The organism is Pseudomonas sp. 210_17 TE3656 (assembly GCF_054821965.1).
The window spans coordinates 3,549,681-3,566,423 of record NZ_JBTRBC010000001.1; the positions used below are offsets into that span (position 1 = coordinate 3,549,681).

14 protein-coding genes and 1 pseudogene are annotated in these 16,743 nt (G+C 61.5%); 6 read left to right on the forward strand and 9 right to left on the reverse strand.

The window, feature by feature from the left end:
• From ACVI9W_RS16710 to yaaA, 6 genes are all read right to left on the reverse strand, one after another.
• Window positions 1-1,482, reverse strand: a complete 1,482-nt coding sequence (locus ACVI9W_RS16710) for an alginate export family protein (protein WP_038607104.1) — start codon at window positions 1,480-1,482, stop codon at window positions 1-3.
• The gene (gene algK / locus ACVI9W_RS16715; protein ID WP_461530574.1) at window positions 1,479-2,888 is read right to left on the reverse strand and encodes an alginate biosynthesis TPR repeat lipoprotein AlgK; all 1,410 of its coding nucleotides are present in this window, start codon (window positions 2,886-2,888) and stop codon (window positions 1,479-1,481) included. Before algK ends, ACVI9W_RS16710 begins: the two co-directional genes overlap by 4 nt.
• 12 nt (window positions 2,889-2,900) lie before the next feature.
• On the reverse strand, window positions 2,901-4,067 hold the full coding sequence (locus ACVI9W_RS16720; RefSeq protein ID WP_461530575.1) for an alginate biosynthesis protein Alg44: 1,167 nt from the start codon (window positions 4,065-4,067) through the stop codon (window positions 2,901-2,903).
• Between the two features lie 37 nt (window positions 4,068-4,104).
• Complete coding sequence (gene alg8 / locus ACVI9W_RS16725; RefSeq protein WP_191831060.1) at window positions 4,105-5,595, reverse strand: mannuronan synthase; 1,491 nt, start codon at window positions 5,593-5,595, stop codon at window positions 4,105-4,107.
• A 63-nt stretch (window positions 5,596-5,658) separates the two neighbouring features.
• Window positions 5,659-6,975: a GDP-mannose 6-dehydrogenase gene (gene algD / locus ACVI9W_RS16730; RefSeq protein ID WP_461530576.1), complete on the reverse strand. Its 1,317-nt coding sequence runs from the start codon at window positions 6,973-6,975 to the stop codon at window positions 5,659-5,661.
• A 763-nt stretch (window positions 6,976-7,738) separates the two neighbouring features.
• A complete protein-coding gene (gene yaaA, locus ACVI9W_RS16735) occupies window positions 7,739-8,518 on the reverse strand; it encodes a peroxide stress protein YaaA (protein WP_461530577.1) in 780 nt (259 codons plus the stop codon).
• Window positions 8,519-8,652: 134 nt separating this feature from the next.
• On the opposite strand from yaaA, the pseudogene ACVI9W_RS16740 reads away from it, so the two are divergent.
• The 6 genes and pseudogenes from ACVI9W_RS16740 to ACVI9W_RS16765 all read left to right on the forward strand — a co-directional run bounded on the left by ACVI9W_RS16740 (window position 8,653) and on the right by ACVI9W_RS16765 (window position 13,831).
• A pseudogene (locus ACVI9W_RS16740) lies at window positions 8,653-9,781 on the forward strand (polysaccharide deacetylase family protein).
• 343 nt (window positions 9,782-10,124) lie between these two features.
• Window positions 10,125-11,519 (forward strand): PhoH family protein, encoded by a 1,395-nt coding sequence (locus ACVI9W_RS16745; RefSeq protein WP_038607114.1) that lies wholly within the window; start codon window positions 10,125-10,127, stop codon window positions 11,517-11,519.
• Window positions 11,520-11,615: 96 nt separating this feature from the next.
• Window positions 11,616-12,092, forward strand: coding sequence for a cyclic pyranopterin monophosphate synthase MoaC (moaC, locus tag ACVI9W_RS16750; RefSeq protein WP_038607116.1), 477 nt, complete (start codon window positions 11,616-11,618; stop codon window positions 12,090-12,092).
• Window positions 12,089-12,334 carry a molybdopterin converting factor subunit 1 gene (gene moaD, locus ACVI9W_RS16755; protein WP_461530578.1) on the forward strand — a complete coding sequence of 82 codons (246 nt, stop codon included), beginning with the start codon at window positions 12,089-12,091 and terminating at the stop codon, window positions 12,332-12,334. The genes moaC and moaD overlap by 4 nt, the downstream gene beginning before the upstream one ends.
• Window position 12,335: 1 nt before the next feature.
• Window positions 12,336-12,782 (forward strand): molybdopterin synthase catalytic subunit MoaE, encoded by a 447-nt coding sequence (gene moaE, locus ACVI9W_RS16760; RefSeq protein ID WP_461530579.1) that lies wholly within the window; start codon window positions 12,336-12,338, stop codon window positions 12,780-12,782.
• Window positions 12,783-13,057: 275 nt separating this feature from the next.
• Window positions 13,058-13,831 carry an ABC transporter substrate-binding protein gene (locus tag ACVI9W_RS16765; RefSeq protein WP_157191211.1) on the forward strand — a complete coding sequence of 258 codons (774 nt, stop codon included), beginning with the start codon at window positions 13,058-13,060 and terminating at the stop codon, window positions 13,829-13,831.
• Window positions 13,832-13,856: 25 nt separating this feature from the next.
• On the opposite strand, the gene ACVI9W_RS16770 is transcribed toward ACVI9W_RS16765, so the two are convergent.
• The 3 genes from ACVI9W_RS16770 to ACVI9W_RS16780 all read right to left on the reverse strand — a co-directional run bounded on the left by ACVI9W_RS16770 (window position 13,857) and on the right by ACVI9W_RS16780 (window position 16,649).
• On the reverse strand, window positions 13,857-14,483 hold the full coding sequence (locus ACVI9W_RS16770) for a helix-turn-helix transcriptional regulator (RefSeq protein WP_038607127.1): 627 nt from the start codon (window positions 14,481-14,483) through the stop codon (window positions 13,857-13,859).
• Window positions 14,484-14,557: 74 nt separating this feature from the next.
• The gene (locus ACVI9W_RS16775; RefSeq protein ID WP_461530580.1) at window positions 14,558-15,688 is read right to left on the reverse strand and encodes an NAD(P)/FAD-dependent oxidoreductase; all 1,131 of its coding nucleotides are present in this window, start codon (window positions 15,686-15,688) and stop codon (window positions 14,558-14,560) included.
• Window positions 15,689-15,698: 10 nt separating this feature from the next.
• Complete coding sequence (locus tag ACVI9W_RS16780) at window positions 15,699-16,649, reverse strand: ornithine cyclodeaminase family protein (protein WP_461530581.1); 951 nt, start codon at window positions 16,647-16,649, stop codon at window positions 15,699-15,701.
• Window positions 16,650-16,743: the final 94 nt, after the last annotated feature.

Below are 16,743 nucleotides of genomic sequence, written 5' to 3' on the forward strand. Positions count from 1 at the left end.
TCAGAAGCGCCAGATCACGTCGACGAAGGCGCGGTGCATGTACGAGTCGGTGTCCTTGCCATAGGCATCCCCCGGCTTGAACACCCCGGCACGCAAGCGCACCAGCGCCGACGGCTCGTCGACCGACTGGCTCAAGGAGGCGGGCAACAGGCCCTGCTTGAAGTACTTGGTGACCACCACGTCCATTTCCTGGCCGAGGTCTTTCTCGCCCTGGATCAGCGGACGGTTGATGCCGTTGTCCTCGACCACCGCGTTGATACCGCTGCTGCCGATGTTCTGGTCGCCATCGACGCGCCAGAATTTGTGGTAGATCAGGCTGGCGTCGTAGTCGTCGCGCAGCTGCCAGGAAGTGAACAGGGTCGCGGCCTGGAGGTTGCCCAGCTCGCCACGAAACGCCTCGCCGAAGCGGTGTACGCGCGAACGGGTGCCGGTGAAGTTGGAGCGGTTGCTTTCCAGACCGGTCTGCTCGTAATTGCCCGAACCGTCGCTGCCGCCACCGCCGCTGCCACGCGCATAGGCGGCGCCGACTTGCCAGTTGGGATCAAGGCGCAAGCGGATTCCGAGGTCGGTGGCCCAGGCGTTGACGTCGCCGCTCTGCTTGCCGCTGGCGACCTGTTCGCCGTTGACCGTGGTGGTGTTGAGGCTGTCGCGATCGCCGGTCAGCCAGGTCACGCTGCCCCAGTAGTTGACGCGGTTCTGGTTGCGCCAGTTGTAGGCGTCGCTGTTGGCCTCAAGGCCCAGCCAGGTGAGGTCGCCGGTGCGGGTCTTGTCCAGCGCATCGACGGTTTCGCCGGGGCTTTTCAGGTTGCCGTCGTCGTGGGTATGGTGGGCGCGCAGACCGACCCAGTGCCCAGGCGTCCACTGGGTGGCGACATCGCCGTAGACGTGCAGGCGGTCCTTGTCTTCCGGGGCCAGCTCGGTGAGGTCGGTGCGGTACTCACTGAAGCGTTCGGCGACGCCGAGATTGGCGCGCAGCAAGGTGGTGTCGAAGGTCCAGTTCAGCGCTTCGATGTTGGTGTCGCGCCACATGCCGTCGTCGTTACGCAGGCGCTGGCGACCGAAACGCAGCTGTTCGCCGGGGTAGGCGGTCAGGCCGCTGTAGCCGACCCAGAATTCACGCATCGCCAGGTAGCTCTTGTCGGCTTCGCGGCCGTCGGCACTGCTGTTGTCAGATTCGGCTTCGTCACCGGACTGGCGCAGGGTGTCGGTCTCGATGATGTCGGTAGCGGCTACCGCCTGGCCCATGGCGAAGGCGCTCCAGTTGCCGCGCTCGCCATAGACCCAGGGGCGCAGGTCCAGGCCCATGCCGTTGACGTCACCGCCGGAGCGGGTGCCGAGGTCGCGGTCGTCTTCGGACTGGGCGGTGATTTTCACGTCCAGGCCGAAGTTCTTTTCAGCGGTCATCGCCGCCAGGGTCGGGCACGACCAGAGCAGGGCGAAGCCAAGGCCGAGGCCGGCTTTCATCCACGGATTGAGTGTCATAGGGAGTCCTCGCCTTCTACGGGTTGTTGCACAGCCTGCAAAGCCAGGGCACCTGCGCCCTGGCCAATGGCGCCACGGGCCTGGCGTTCTTGCTGCAACAGGCGCTCGGCCTGGGCCTTCTGCGCTGGGGTGAGTTGCTGGTCGAGCTGGGCGGCCAGCTCACGCGATTGGTCGCTGGGGTTGGCTTGTGCCAGTTGGCTGAAGACCCAGGCGTTGACCAGGTCCTGACGGATGCCATGGCCTTCGCTGAACAATTGGGCCAGGGCATAGTCGGCGCTGAGCTGGCCGCCGCGGGCGGCGCGGAGCAGGTGGTCGACGGCTTTCTGCGGATCGACGTTGCCCAGGTAACCACGGCGATAGAGCTGGCCGAGGTAGTAATGGGCACTCACTTCACCGGCATTGGCGGCGCTGAGCAGATGGTTTTCGGCCTTCTGCGCGTCGGCCGGTACGCTCTTGCCTTCGTAGTACAGGCGACCGAGTAACAGTTCGGCGCGTGGTTGTTCAGCGGCGCGACCCTTGTCGATGTATTCCATCAACTTGTCGGTGTCGCCAAGCTCAGGGAAGTCGTAGAGCAGTTGCGCCAGGCTGACCCAGGAACCGGAATTGACCGGCGCGACCTGTTCGAGCAGGGCCTGTGCGGTTTTCTCGTCGGTCTGGCCGAGGCTGCGGTCGGCCAGTACGCGGGCAACGCTGTCGACCCGGGTGGCCGGAATCGCGCCGCGCTGGTAGGCGCTTTTAACCTGCTCGATCAACGCCGCCTGTTGCTCGGGCTGAGCGCGCTTCTGGTACACGGTGGCCAGCTCGACGTAGCAGATGTCGGTGGTCGTCAGCGCGGCTTTGCAGATTCGCTCGACCTCGGCCAGGTGCTGGTCATAGGTGTTCTGAGTGCGGTACAGCAGAATCTGGGCCAGGCCCGCTTCCGGGTAACCAGCGGCGCGCCACTGATCGATCTGCTGTTGCGCATGGGTGCCGGGGAAACTCTGCGGGTATTGCAGGTAGAGCATCGCCAGCGGGATCAGGGTGTTGCCCTCACCATTGGCGAAGGCCTTCTTGAGCAGGGTTTCGGCCTCCTGGCGTTCGGCTTCGGTGGCGTCCGGCTTGGCCGCCAGCAGGCGACCGAGGCGAGCCTGGGCTCGCGGCGAGATATCGGCGGCGGCGCGGTAGGTCGCTTCGGCTTGCTTGAGCTTGGCCGGGTCGCGGGTTTCCACCTGGATATCGGCCAGGCCTACCTGGGCCTCGCTGTAACCGAGGTCGGCCAGTTGCCGATAGTTCTGTTCGGCCAGGGCGGTGTCGCCACGCTTGAGCGCTTCGTTGGCCAGGCGCTGGTCGGGCAGGCCGGCGCAACCAGCCAGGTTGATGGCCAGGGCCAGGCCTAGAGCTCCCACAGGGTGGATGGTGAGATTCATGGGCAGATCCTCTTACAGCCCACGGGCCATGGCTTTGTCGATCAGCCAGTCCAGCGACGGGCCACGGTTGCTGTCCACCGCCACCGGGCGGCCAGCCAGTTCGCTGGGCAGTGCGCCTTCGGGTTTGATCTGCACGCGAATGTCCGAAGACAGGTCTTCGCTGTTCAGGCTGGTGCTGCTGACGATCTGGCCCGTACGCCATTGGTCTTCGCCAGCGATCTGGAAGTTGACCCGGGTGCCCGGCTGGACGTCGTCAAACTGGCGATAGCTGAAGCGCGCCTCGATGCTCGGATTAACCGTGCGCGGGATCAGTTGGAAGATCACCTGGCCCTTGCTCGCGTACTGGCCGTTGTCCACCAGTTGGCGGGCGACTACGCAATCGCAAGGGCTGGTCAGGGTGCCGCTCATCTGTTTGCCGAACAGCTCTTCGACCTTGCTCGGTTCAAGCTGCTGGTCGTCCAGGTGGCCCTTGAGCATGTCCAGCATGCTGGTGCTGAACGACGCCAGCGGCGCGCCCTTGACGATCTGCCCACCACTCTCGACCAGGCCTTGCACGGTACCGTCGCGAGGCATGGTGACGTTGGTGGTTGGCACGCTGACCACAGCGGCCTGGGCGTGGCTGACGAAGTACAGGCCGTACACCGACTTGGCGATGAAGCCGAACGCCGCCACGCCAACCACGAACACGCCGAGGCTGAAGGTCACTGCGCGCAGGCGGCCGAAGGCGCTCATGCCACCGCTGGCGTCTTTCTGTTTACGCGCCTTGGTGAAGTTGTCGCGTTGCAAGGTGCTCAGCACATCGCCAACGGTGATCAGCTCGCCCGACAAGTGCGAAGTGATGATGTGGCGCAGGGTGGCGATGTCGCGCGGCTCAAGGTTCTGGAACTGCACGCCGGTACGGCCGCTGGACGGGTCGAAGGAGCGCACCTGGAACTCGATGTCCATGGCCAGACCGAGCTTGTCGACGGTGAACTGCAAGCGCCCGCGTGACACCTCGCCGACTTTCAGCGGCTGCTTGGCATGGAAGCTCAGGCCCCCGGCAGACAGGTCGTCGACCTTCACTTCCAGGGTTTCGCGGCTGCTTCCCAGGTAGCGCAGCTTGGCCGGGATGCGCACCCGGGCGTGCTGGCGCTGGGCTTCGGACTCATGCACGACATTGACGTTCACGGCGGTATTCATGGCAATTTGTTCCTGTTTAATCCAATCGGTTTCCGGCTCACACGACCATGAACAGCACAGCAATGAAGATGCTGGCCGCCGAGAAGGTCATGGTCCGGGAGGACCAGGTGTTGAACCATTGTTGAAAGCTCGCGAGGTCGCGTTTGAGGGCAGTCGGCTGGCGCGTCCAGGACTGCTTGTCGAGGCGGAAGAACACGTAGATCTTCATGATCGCGCCGACGATCTGGTTGTAATAAAGGATCAGCGGGTAGGCCGGACCGATGTTGTGGCCCGAGCACAGCAGCATGAACGTCAGGATCAGGCGGGTGATGCCGATCCACAGCAGGTACACCAGGAGGAACGCCGGGCCGAACTTCAGGCTGGCAATCAGCGCAACGGTCAGGCCGAGCAAACTGGTCCACATCGACACGCGCTGGTCGAACAGCACCACGCTGGTGAACAGGCCCAGGCGACGGATCCCCAGGCCCAGGGCCCGCGAGTTCTGGCGCAGGTTGTTGCCGTACCAGCGGTACATCAGCTTGCGGCTGGCCTTGATGAAACTCTTTTCCGGCGGGTGCTCGACCGTGTTGATCGCGGCGTCTGGCACGTAGAAGGTGTCGTAGCCCAGGCGCATGAGGCTGAACCAGCTGGACTTGTCGTCACCGGTGAGGAATTTGAAGCGGCCAAGACGCCAGTGCTGCAGCGAGTCGTTCTCGACGTCGGCGATGAATTCGGGGTTGGTCACTACCGCGGCGCGGAACACCGACATACGCCCGGTCATGGTCAGCACGCGCTTGGACAGGGCCATCGAACACATGTTGATGTGGCGCTGGGCGAAGCGCAGTTTGTGCCACTCGCTCATGATGTAGCCACCGCGCACTTCGCAGAATTCGTTGGTGGTCAGGCCGCCGACATTGCCGAACAACTTGAACCACGGCACGGTCTTGCGCACCACGCCTTCACCGAGCACGGTATCGCCGTCGATCACCGCGACCACGGCATTCTCGTCCGGCAAGTGGCGAGAGATGGCACGAAAACCATAGGCCAGGCCGTCACGTTTACCGGTCCCGGCGATACGCACGAAGTCCAGGGTGACACGGTCAGGCGGATTGAATTTTTCCCAGAGGCTTTTCACCAGCAGCTCGTCGGACATTTCCACCAGCGAGCAGACCACCGTGGTCGGGTAGCCGCAGTCGATCGCCTCGCGGATCACCGAGCTGTAGACCTGGGCGGTGGTCAGCGCGTCGATGCGAAAGCTGGTGACCATCAGGTAGACATGCGATGGATCAGCGGCGCTGCCCAGCTTGCGCACCTTGCGCCGCAGCAGCGGATAGACCACATAGAGAAACAGCATGCCGCGCACAAAGTGCGTGGCACCCATGGAGTAGCGCCAGATACCGACGGCACCGACGAGGAAAATGAAGTCCTTCGAGTCAGGGTCGAAAATGGAGTTGGGCAAGGCCAGGGCGATCAACATGAGCAGGCTCACGTAGAACAGCCAACCGGCGACCTGTAGCAGGCCGTGCTTGAGCCTTTGCATGTTCTGCATCCGTATCCAGAGAGGGGAATAGGGTGGTGCGCAGGGCCCGCAGGCCCTGCGCAGCCTGCCGGGTTACCAGCAGATACCTTCGGTGCGGGTGGCTGGCGAGCTGGCCTTGTTCATGAACCCGACCAGGTCGATGACCTGTTTGCCTTCCGGCGCTTGTTGGGCGAGGGCGCGGAACTTCTCGTCGCGGTTGCCCAGGACGATCACGTCGGCATGCTTGATGACCTGGTCGAAGTCGGCGTTGAGCAAGGAGGAAACGTGCGGGATCTTCGACTCGATATAGTCCTTGTTCGCCCCGTGGACGCGGGCGTACTCGACATTGCTGTCGTAGATGTTCAGCTCGTAGCCCTTGCCGATCAGGCGCTCGGCCAGTTCCACCAGCGGACTTTCGCGCAGGTCGTCGGTGCCGGCCTTGAAGCTCAGGCCGAGCAGGGCGACCTTGCGCTTGTCGTGGCTTTCGATGATGTCGAAGGCGTTCTGCACCTGGGACTCGTTGCTGGTCATCAGCGAGTTGAGCAGCGGCGCCTTCACATCCAGGCTGTTGGCCCGGTAGGTCAGGGCGCGCACGTCTTTAGGCAGGCACGAGCCGCCAAAGGCAAAGCCCGGGCGCATGTAGTACTGCGACAGGTTCAGGGTCTTGTCCTGGCAGACCACGTCCATCACTTCGCGGCCATCGACACCGACCGCTTTGGCGATGTTGCCGATCTCGTTGGCGAAGGTCACTTTCGCGGCGTGCCAGACGTTGCAGGTGTACTTGATCATCTCGGCTACTTCGATGTCCTTGCGGATGATCGGTGCGTCGAGCTCTTCATACAGCGACTGCAGGACGTCGCCACTGGCCTTGTCCAGTTCGCCGATGACCGTCATCGGTGGCTGGTCGTAATCCTTGATCGCGGTGCTTTCACGCAGGAACTCAGGGTTGACTGCCACGCCGAAATCGACGCCGGCTTTTTTCCCGGAGCAGTCTTCAAGAATCGGGATCACCACGTTCTTCACCGTGCCCGGCAGCACGGTGCTGCGTACCACGATGGTGTGGCGGCTGGCTTTTTCGCGCAGCACGAAACCGATTTCGCGGCACACCGACTCGATGTATTCCAGGCCCAGATCGCCGTTCTTCTTGCTCGGCGTACCGACGCAGATCATCGACAGGTCGCTGTCGCGGATCGCCGCGGCAAAGTCGGTGGTGCCACGCAGGCGGCCGGTGTCGATGCCCTGTTGCAAGAGTGCTTCAAGCCCGGGTTCGACAATTGGCGATTTGCCCTGGTTGATCAGGTCGATCTTGGTCTTGGAAACATCCACGCCAATCACTTCATGACCCCGTGCGGACAGGCAGCCAGCACAGACTGCACCCACATAACCCAAACCAAAGATACTGATACGCATCGCTATCACCTCATGTGTTTATCATGCCGGCTCAACTTTCGGAGCCAGACCGGGTTGATTAACCAGCAATGTCCGGGCGAACGGAGTTGTGGCAAAAAGATGTCACTTCACCGTGCGCAGGCATATAAATGTGGAGTGCAAAATAATCTGCACTCAAAGTTGGCAGCCAATGGCCAATAATTATGGACGTGCCCTTACATGCAGCCGTCTTTATTGCAGTTCCGTGTCCGGATACTGCAGTGCTTGCTCTTTCAAGCGGATAAAATCCTTTGAAATCAACCACTGGGACGATTTTTGTCGGGCGCGGATCTCCTGGGTTCGCTGTAGGTCATCTCTTACACGATGCTCGAGAATCGTTACCGGTGCTATGAGCGATGGGTGAGGGGATAAGTTCCGAGGGCAGTTCGGTGAACGTGAAGGATTTTTAAATAATTATTGAAGTGCCATTACTTTCAATTTGATAGCACTGGGCAGTTTCGTCCCTGTATATAAAGGGCGAACTCGGGGAGGGATGTTTTATTGCCAGTATCGGGAATTATTTTTTGAATTTCGTCAAAAAAATACGAATGGGCTTGATGGCAGTTTGAAATAAAACTGGGAGGCTGGTTTTTTTGCGCAAAACTCATGTCGATCGTGGAGTGAAGAACTGTAGGAGCGGATTTATCCGCGAAGGGCCGCAACGCGGCCCAAAAAATCGGGACTGCTCTGCAGTCTATCGCGGCGGTCCGGCGTCCCGGTAAATCCGCTCCTACATCGGTTCGACTCACTCGTCCGGATGATCGCGCAGGAACACCAGGTTGTCCGGCTTCGACTGCTCGGCACTGTAGTAGTAACCCTGCACATCGAACTGCTTGAGCTGCTCGGGATCGTTGATGCGTTCCTGGATCACGAAGCGGCTCATCATCCCGCGGGCTTTCTTGGCGTAGAAGCTGATGATCTTGTACTGGCCGTTCTTGAAGTCGCGGAACTCGGTGTTGATGATCCGGGCCTTGAGCGCATTGCGTTTGACCGCGCTGAAGTACTCGTTGCTGGCAAGGTTGAGCAGCAGGTCGTCGCCTTGCTCGGCCAGGGCCTGGTTCAGCCATTCGCTGATGCGCGTGCCCCAGAAGGCATACAGGTCCTTGCCGCGGGCGTTGGCCAGCTTGGTGCCCATTTCCAGGCGGTAAGGTTGCATCAGGTCCAGCGGCCGCAGCAGCCCGTACAGCCCCGAGAGCATGCGCAGGTGATCCTGGGCGTAGCTGAAGTCGTCTTCGCTCAGGCTTTCGGCGTCCAGCCCGGTGTACACGTCACCCTTGAAGGCCAGCAGCGCCTGCTTGGCGTTTTCCGGGGTGAAGGCCGGGGTCCAGCTGCCGAAGCGCGCGGAATTGAGGCCTGCGAGCTTGTCGGAGAGGTGCATCAGCTCGCTGATCTGCGCCGGCGACAGCTCGCGCAGCTGCACGATCAGCTCCTGGGAATCATCCAGGTACTGCGGCTGGGTGTAGCGCTGGGTCACCGGCGGGGTGTCGTAGTCGAGGGTCTTGGCGGGGGAAATCACCGTCAGCATCGGTCGGGCTCCTGAAATCGTGGCGCCGATTCTACGGGGCGGGGGCGCTGATCTCCAGCTATGACGTTGATAGCCACAGACCATCCCGACGCTTGACGCTATAGTGCGCGGCGAGGAAATCGGGGAGCTCGATCGTGCGCATTGCTTTTCTACTACTGACCGGACTGTTGAGTGCTGCGGTGCAAGCCGCGCCTGTGCCGCCGACAACCTTCGACCGCAGCTACTGGCCAGAGCAACTCGACAGCCCGGCGCTGTTCGATGTCGCCTCGCGGGCCGAGATTCTTGGTTTTTCCCAGGCCCTTGCGGCCAGCGAAGCGCTCGACGAACCGGCGCTGGCAGCACGCCTGGGCCTCAAGCAGATCAATCTGCTGTCGATCAACCAGGTGCGCGCGCGTCTGTGGCAGCAATTGTGGCGCAACTATGACCTGGCCCAGCAAAGTTGCGAACAGGATGCCTCGTTCTGTTATGCCATCGACGGGCAGGCCGAGCTGCGCCAGCAAGCGGCGAAGTTCGCAGTGGCCAGCGATTCCTTCTATGCCGGCTGGGCTGAACCGAGCCGCGAGTTCCATCAGCGCTACCTCGACGAGCTGTTGCGCAAAGCCGCGTTGTTTCCGCAGAACGCCAGCGAAATCGAGCGTTATTCGGACCTTGAGCGTAACGGCGATGAACTCAATGACCGCTTGTTCATGCTGACCTTCGACTCAGGCCCCAGCCCCCTCGGCGGTGGCACCGACAGCCTGACCGAGTACCTGCGCCGGCAGAAACTCGGCGCAACCTTCTTTGTGCTCGGCAACAGCCTGAAAAATACGCCGCGACAAGACCTCGCTGACCGACCTGCGCGCCCTCTACAAAGGCCAGTGTGTGGGGATTCAAGGCTGGCAGTACCGCTCCCACGGGCAATGGCAGGACTGGCAGCAATCGGTGCTGCGCAGTCAGGCCCGGGTGCAGGCGGACCTGCCCGATCAGTATGTACCGCTGTTCAGGCCACCCTATGGCCAGCGCCGGGCCGACAGCCAGGACTTCTTCGCCAGCCAGGGGTTACAGGTGGTGTTGTGGAATATCGATGCCCAGGACCAGAGCACCTTGAGCGGCGAACAATCGGCGCAACGGGTGCTGACCCTGATGCTGCTCTGGCGCCACGGACTGATCCAGTTTCACGACGCCCAACCCAAAGCGCAGGAGGCCGTGGCCTGGCTGCTCAAGCAGACGGCACAAAGCGGTATTGGTTGGGAAGATTGCCGGCATTTTGCCGGAAAAAGCTGAAATCAGGATGAGAACTGTGCGTCCAGCAAGAAAATGTTACGCGCAATTTACTGGGCCTGATTTATGACTGTAGCGGTGCTTTGACCCCGCGCCAAGGGCTAAGTGTCATCACGAAAAATAAACTTCAAAAATACGTAAAAATGCTTTTTCCGGTCATGGGTTTTGCGGTATCAAGAAGACAGACCGCCGAACCCTGCATCACAGGTGGCGTCATTGGGCACCATTTTCTGTGAGGGCAGCTTCCCACCCGTAACGACGCGGACCAGGGGAGAACCGGCGGCCACTTCACGGCGCAGCACCGTTCAGGTATTGCGTTGTATGGCTTCCACAAAGGTGACCGAGTATGGATGATCAAGGACGCACCACTTCCTCCAACCAGCCAATCCTTTATGTGCTCGATACCAATGTACTGATCCACGATCCAAACGCATTGCTCAATTTCGAGGAGCACCACGTCGCCATACCGATGACGGTGCTGGAGGAGCTCGACAAACTCAAGACCGGAAAGCACACCATCGCCGCTGAATGTCGCCAGGCCATCCGCCTGATCGACCAGACCCTGGGCGATGCCACGCCAGCTGACGTTGAACAGGGCGTGCCGATCCAGCGTGGCAAGAGCGGGCCCAAGGGCTTTCTTTCCATCCTGATGAGCCCGCGCAACGAGCCCAATCGCCTGCTGCCGGAAACCCTCAACGACAACATCATCATCAACCAGTTGCTTGAGCTGCGTAGCCGGCGCAAGGACATGGATGTGGTGCTGGTGACCAAAGACATCAACATGCGCCTCAAGGCCCGCGCCTGTGGGATCGCGGCCGAGGACTACAGCACCGACCAGCTGGTTGACGACGTTTCCCTGTTGTCCAAGGGCTATCACAGTGTCACCGGGTCGTTCTGGGACCGGGTCAGCAAGGTCGAGACCCGCCAGGAGCGTGGCCGCACCTGGCACCGGGTGCAAATGATCGACAACCTGCCGGCGGTGCACATCAACGAGTTCATCATTGACGAGCAGGGTTTCGTTGGCTGGATCAAGGGCATCAAGGACGACGAGCTGCTGTTGCTCGACCTGCACCAGGAGCCTCTGTTGCACCAGGAAGCCTGGGGCCTGAAACCGCGTGACATCCATCAGAGCCTGGCCTTGTTCGCGCTGCTTGATCCGGACATTCACCTGGTCAACCTGACCGGCGCCGCCGGTTCCGGTAAAACCATCCTCGCCCTGGCCGCCGCCATCGAGCAGACCATGGTCAGCAAGCGGTACCGGCGCATCATCGCTACCCGTAGCGTACAGGGGCTGGACCAGGAGATCGGCTTTTTGCCGGGCACCGAAGCCGAGAAAATGGAGCCCTGGCTCGGGGCGATCACCGACAACCTCGAAGCGCTGCACATGGATGATGAAAACACCCATGGCAGTGTCGACTACATCCTTGAACGGGTGCCGCTGCAGTTCAAATCGCTGAACTACATTCGTGGCCGCAGCTTCCAGCAGAGCCTGATCCTGATTGACGAATGCCAGAACCTTACCCCGCACCAGATGAAAACCATCATCACCCGTGCCGGTACCGGTTCGAAGGTGATCTGCCTGGGTAACCTGGCGCAGATCGACACCCCTTACCTGTCCGCTACCAGCTCGGGCCTGACCTACCTGACCGAGCGTTTCAAAGACTTCCCCAACGGCGTGCACATCACCCTGCAGGGCGTACCGCGTTCGATTCTGGCCGAATACGCCGAAACGCACCTGTAACCGGCAACCACCGGGCGGCCTTGTCGCCCGGTTTTTTTCGCTGCGATATCCACACCCTTGGGTTTACACTCTTTACTCCTGAACAGGAGGAAGGCTGTGCTGACTCATCTCGATTCCCAAGGTCGGGCCACTATGGTCGACGTTACCGATAAAGCCGTGACCTCGCGTGAGGCTGTGGCCGAAGCGCGGGTACGCATGCTCCCGCAAACCCTGCAGATGATTGTCGATGGCGAGCACCCCAAGGGTGATGTCTTCGCCGTGGCCCGCATTGCCGGTATCCAGGCGGCGAAGAAGACCAGCGACCTGATCCCGTTGTGCCATCCGCTGATGCTGACCAGCGTCAAGGTCGAGCTCAGCGCCGAAGGCAACGACACTGTCTATATCGTCGCGCGCTGCAAACTGGCCGGGCAGACCGGCGTGGAAATGGAAGCCCTGACCGCCGCCAGCGTCGCCGCGCTGACCATCTACGATATGTGCAAAGCGGTTGACCGCGGCATGATCATCGACGGTGTGCGGGTGCTGGAAAAGCTCGGTGGCAAGAGCGGCCATTACCAGGCGGATGACGTGAAATGAGCATCAAGGTGATGTATTTCGCTCGTTACCGCGAAGCGCTTGGCGTCGATAGCGAGAAGCTCGAAGGCGCGTTCGCTACCCTGAACGACGTGCGCAAGGCGTTGGTCGCCAAGGGTGGCAAGCATGAAGTTCTGGGCGAACAGAACCTGATGTGCGCGCGTAACGAAGAGCTCTGCAAGCTCGATGAGCCTGTGGAAGACGGCGACGAAGTGGCGTTCTTCCCCCCCGTGACCGGAGGCTGAGATGAGCATTCGTGTCCAGACCGCAGCCTTTGATCCGGGCGTCGAAGTCAACGCCATGCATGCCGCCAATGTTGGTGTTGGCGCGGTGGTCGGCTTTGTTGGTTACGTACGTGACTTCAATGACGGCCAGGAAGTGGCGGGCATGTTCCTGGAGCACTATCCGGGCATGACCGAAAAGGCCTTGGCCAAGATCGTCGTTGAGGCCGAACAGCGCTGGCCGCTGCTCAAGGTCGAGGTTCTGCACCGTATCGGCGCGCTCGAGCCGGGCGAACCGATCGTCTTCGTTGGCGTGGCCAGTGCTCATCGTCAGGCTGCGTTTGATGCGTGCAATTTCATCATGGACTACCTCAAGACCCGTGCACCGTTCTGGAAGAAAGAACAGACCGGTGACGGCCCGCGTTGGGTCGAGGGCAAGCAGAGTGATGAAGACGCGGCGGGGCGTTGGTAGCCTGCGGCATTGCAGGTCTTGGTGGAGTCTCTGTGGGAGCTGGCGTAGCCTGCGATCGAGCGCGAAGCGGTCGCAGAACCTGCTTACCGTTTGTTGTTGGTAGTACTGGCCCCTCGCCGGCATTGCCGGCTCCCACATGCTTTTTGTCTGTTGAATTTTTATACAATAAAGTCCAGTATGGAATTATAAGTACAAAATAATTCCAGGCCGTCGCGTGCCTGCCCATTTCCCTCTGTCTTGCAACACACCTCCAATAACGAGCGAGAGAGACCCGCATGAAGAACTTCACCCTGATCAGTGGTCTGGCCCTGAGCCTGATGGCCGGCAGCCTGTTCGCCGCCGAAGACACCTTGCGCATCGGCATCGAAGCCGCTTACCCACCCTTTGCCTCGAAGAACGACAAAGGCGAGATCGTCGGCTTTGACTACGACATCGGCAATGCCTTGTGCGCGCAGATGCAGGTCAAATGCGTGTGGAACGAGGTGGAGTTCGACGGCCTGATTCCTTCGCTGAAAGTGAAGAAGATCGACGCCGCGCTGTCTTCGATGACCATCACCGACGAGCGCAAGAAGTCGGTCGACTTTACCCACAAGTACTACTTCACCTCATCGCGGCTGGTGATGAAGAAGGGGGCAACGGTCGATGACCAGTACGCCAGCCTCAAGGGCAAGACCGTGGGTGTGCAGCGCGCCACCACCACCGATCGCTACGCCACCGAAGTGCTGGAGCCTAAGGGCATCATCATCAAGCGCTACAGCAACAACGAAGAGATCTACATGGACCTGGCATCCGGGCGTGTCGATGCGATTTTCGCCGACACCATCCCTCTGGATGATTTCCTGTCGATGCCGCGCGGTGCTGACTATGCCTTCGTCGGTCCAGAGCTGAAGGACCCGAAATACGTCGGTGAAGGTGCCGGGATCGCGGTGCGCAAGGGTAACGAGGCGCTGGTGAGCAAACTCAACAAAGCCATCGACGACATCCGCGCCAACGGCGAGTACCAGAAAATCCAGTCGAAGTACTTCAAGACCGACATCTACGGCGATTGATCGCCGCGCTCAGGGCCTGAAGCTTTCAGGCCTTGAGTTCCTTCAGGTGCTTGTACACCGTCGCCCGTCCCATCCCCAGCACATTGGCCACGTAGTTGGCTGCACTCTTGCCCTTGAACGCGCCTTCGGCGTGCAGGGCCAGGACCAGCTCGCGTTTATGCTCGCGGGTCAGTACGTTCAGGCTCAACTGGCGCTGGCGTAGCCAGCTGTTGAGGAAGGTATTGATACGCTCCTGCCAGTCGTCGCGAAACAGCGCATCGGGCTGGGGAATCAGCTTGCTTGGCGACAGGAACAGGTCCAGCGCGGCCCTGGCATTTTCGAACAGGGAAATGTTCAGGTTGATGCACAGCACCGCCAGCGGTGTGCCCGCCTCATTGCGCAACACGGTGCTCAACGAGCGGATCTTCTGCCCGTCCCAGTTGAGCTTCTCGTAGGGACCGATATTGGTTTCATCGGTGCCGGTCTCGAGCAGGTCTTCCAGCGCGGCATCATCACCGATCTCGCGTTTCGACAGGTTGTTGGCGATGTAGTCGATTTTCTGGTTGCGCAGGTCGTGCAGCACCACCTCGGCGTGGGGGAAAAACAGCGTAGCAATGGCATCGGCGATGGCCCGGTAGTTGTCCAGGACAGGGTCGGGGCGAGGGGTCGACATTCAGGCAGGCTCCAGGCGGTGTCAGCGCCCTTGGCACAAGGGCGCTGCGAGTGTGCCGCAATCGCGGCGGCGCGTCATCCCTGCAGGCGGCGCGGGGAAAGCATCGCGGCGTTCAGGCCAAAGCCCTTGAGGGCCTCGGGCAGGTCTTCGCCACGCACCAGGGCGGCGCTGGCCTGGCCCATGGCGGGCGAGGTCTGGATGCCATAACCACCTTGTGCCGCTACCCAGAACAGGCCGGGCACCTGTGGGTCGAAACCGGCCACCAGATCACCGTCGGTAACGAAGCTGCGCAGGCCGGCCCAGGTGCGGGTGGGCCGGCGAATGCTCAGAGTGGTGGCTTCTTCGATCTGGTAGATGCCCATGGCAATGTCCAGCTCTTCGGCCTGCACGTCATGGGGTTCGACCGGGTCGGCATTGGCGGGCGAGCCGAGCAGCATGCCGGCGTCGGGCTTCATGTAGAACGATTCGTCGAGACTGACCAGCATCGGCCAGGCGTGGCTGTCGATGCCCTCGGGGCCGGCGAAGATGAAGGCCGCGCGACGTTTGGGCTGCAGGCCAAGCGCTTGCGCACCGGCCAGTACAGCGATGTGGTCGGCCCAGGCGCCAGCGGCGTTGATCAGCACCGGTGCGCTGAAGGTGCCACGGCTGGTCTGCACCTGCCAGAGCCCCTTGTCATCGCGGCTCAGTTGCTGGACCTCGCAATCGCTGTGCACTTCACCCTGCTGACGGCGGATACCGCGCAGGTAGCCCTGGTGCAGGGCATCGGTGTCGATGTCGCTGGCGCTCGGGTCGTACAGGGCGCCATGGACTTTGTCGCGGCGCAGCACCGGCAGACGGGCGCAGGCCTGGTCGGCGCTGAGCAGTTCGACTTCCGGCACACAGGCCTTGGCACTTTGATACTGACGCTGCAGTTCTTCAGGATCGCCAGTGAGGTCGACGGTCATTTCCCCGCGCGGACTGAGCAGCGGATGCTCGGCAAAGCCTGCCGGCGGATGATCGAAAAACTCCCGGCTGGCGAGGGTCAGGGCACGCACCTGCGGCGTTCCATAAGCAGCGGTATACAGCGCGGCCGAACGCCCGGTGGAGTGATAGCCCGGCTGCGACTCGCGTTCGAGCAGCAACACCCGGCCGTGAGCGGCCAGCCAGTAGCCGGTGGAAGCGCCCGCGATACCGGCGCCAATGATGATGTAGTCAGCCTGTTGCATGGATATCTCCTCAGTCGGCGCGCTGCAGGCGGTACAGGGCGTTGGCCAGGGCGATGTCTTCCAGGCCCAGACCGATGGAACGGAAGAACGCGTGGCGCTGGTAAGTCGGGGCAGGGGCCTGGTTGCTCAACAACTGCGCCAGATCACCGACGATGGCTTCCGGTTGCCAACCATGTTGCTCCGCCGCGATACGCATTTCGCCAGCGCTGCCCGGGGTGGTTACCCGGTAGTCGCAATACACATCCATGGCGCCGAGGCTGGCGGGCGGTACTTCATGGGCGCGCACGGCATTGGTGCTGATCGAGGTGATCAGGGCCGGTTTGCTCAAGCTGCCCGGGTCGATAACCGGGCTGGCCGAGGAGGTGCACAGCATGATCACATCGGCATCCTCCAGCGCCTGGTCGAGGCTGTCGCTGAGCGTCAGGCGTGGATCGAGGTCAAGCAGCGCCTGGCGCTGTTCGGCGCTTTGCCCGGCCAGGCTGGGCGAGAACAGGCGAATGTCCTGCCACTCGCGCAGGCCGCGAACATAGTGCAGGTGGGCGCGGGCGATCGGGCCGCTGCCGATCACTGTCAGGCGCCGGGCACTGGCGGCGGCCAGGGCATCGACCGCGACAGCGGTGGTGGCGGCGGTACGCGCGGTGGTCAGTTCGCCAGCATCACACAGCAGCAGCGGCTGGCCGCTGTCCATGGACATCAGCAGGGTCCAGGCGGTGACCAGCGGACCTTGCTCGCGAACGATGTAGGGCGAGGTTTTCACACCGTAGACACGTTCCTGCGCCAGTACCCCGCCGTAGTTGATGAAGTCACCCTGGCCGGCAGGGAACTCCACCAGCTGTTGCGGCGGCTGCACGGCTTGCCCGGCCGCCAGGTCACGGAACAGGCTGCGCAGGATCTGCGGGACATCCACCTGGGTCAGCAGTTGGCGAGCGAGCTGTTGATCGATGACGAGAGGCGTGGACATACGAGTCTCCAATTAAACTATTTTGTCCATTATGGACTCTTTGTTTATTTGGACAATATCAGCGGCATAAAAAAACGCAGCCAGGGCTGCGTTT

What these genes read in the sequence shown, in the direction of transcription:
- moaE (WP_461530579.1), top strand. Translation starts at nt 12,336, where the DNA reads ATGAGCATTCGTGTCCAGACCGCAGCCTTTGATCCGGGCGTCGAAGTC.
- ACVI9W_RS16775 (WP_461530580.1), bottom strand. Translation starts at nt 15,688, where the DNA reads ATGCAACAGGCTGACTACATCATCATTGGCGCCGGTATCGCGGGCGCT.
- yaaA (WP_461530577.1), bottom strand. Translation starts at nt 8,518, where the DNA reads ATGCTGACGGTGATTTCCCCCGCCAAGACCCTCGACTACGACACCCCG.
- ACVI9W_RS16765 (WP_157191211.1), top strand. Translation starts at nt 13,058, where the DNA reads ATGAAGAACTTCACCCTGATCAGTGGTCTGGCCCTGAGCCTGATGGCC.
- ACVI9W_RS16770 (WP_038607127.1), bottom strand. Translation starts at nt 14,483, where the DNA reads ATGTCGACCCCTCGCCCCGACCCTGTCCTGGACAACTACCGGGCCATC.
- algK (WP_461530574.1), bottom strand. Translation starts at nt 2,888, where the DNA reads ATGAATCTCACCATCCACCCTGTGGGAGCTCTAGGCCTGGCCCTGGCC.
- ACVI9W_RS16720 (WP_461530575.1), bottom strand. Translation starts at nt 4,067, where the DNA reads ATGAATACCGCCGTGAACGTCAATGTCGTGCATGAGTCCGAAGCCCAG.
- moaD (WP_461530578.1), top strand. Translation starts at nt 12,089, where the DNA reads ATGAGCATCAAGGTGATGTATTTCGCTCGTTACCGCGAAGCGCTTGGC.
- ACVI9W_RS16710 (WP_038607104.1), bottom strand. Translation starts at nt 1,482, where the DNA reads ATGACACTCAATCCGTGGATGAAAGCCGGCCTCGGCCTTGGCTTCGCC.
- alg8 (WP_191831060.1), bottom strand. Translation starts at nt 5,595, where the DNA reads ATGCAGAACATGCAAAGGCTCAAGCACGGCCTGCTACAGGTCGCCGGT.
- algD (WP_461530576.1), bottom strand. Translation starts at nt 6,975, where the DNA reads ATGCGTATCAGTATCTTTGGTTTGGGTTATGTGGGTGCAGTCTGTGCT.
- ACVI9W_RS16780 (WP_461530581.1), bottom strand. Translation starts at nt 16,649, where the DNA reads ATGTCCACGCCTCTCGTCATCGATCAACAGCTCGCTCGCCAACTGCTG.
- ACVI9W_RS16745 (WP_038607114.1), top strand. Translation starts at nt 10,125, where the DNA reads ATGGATGATCAAGGACGCACCACTTCCTCCAACCAGCCAATCCTTTAT.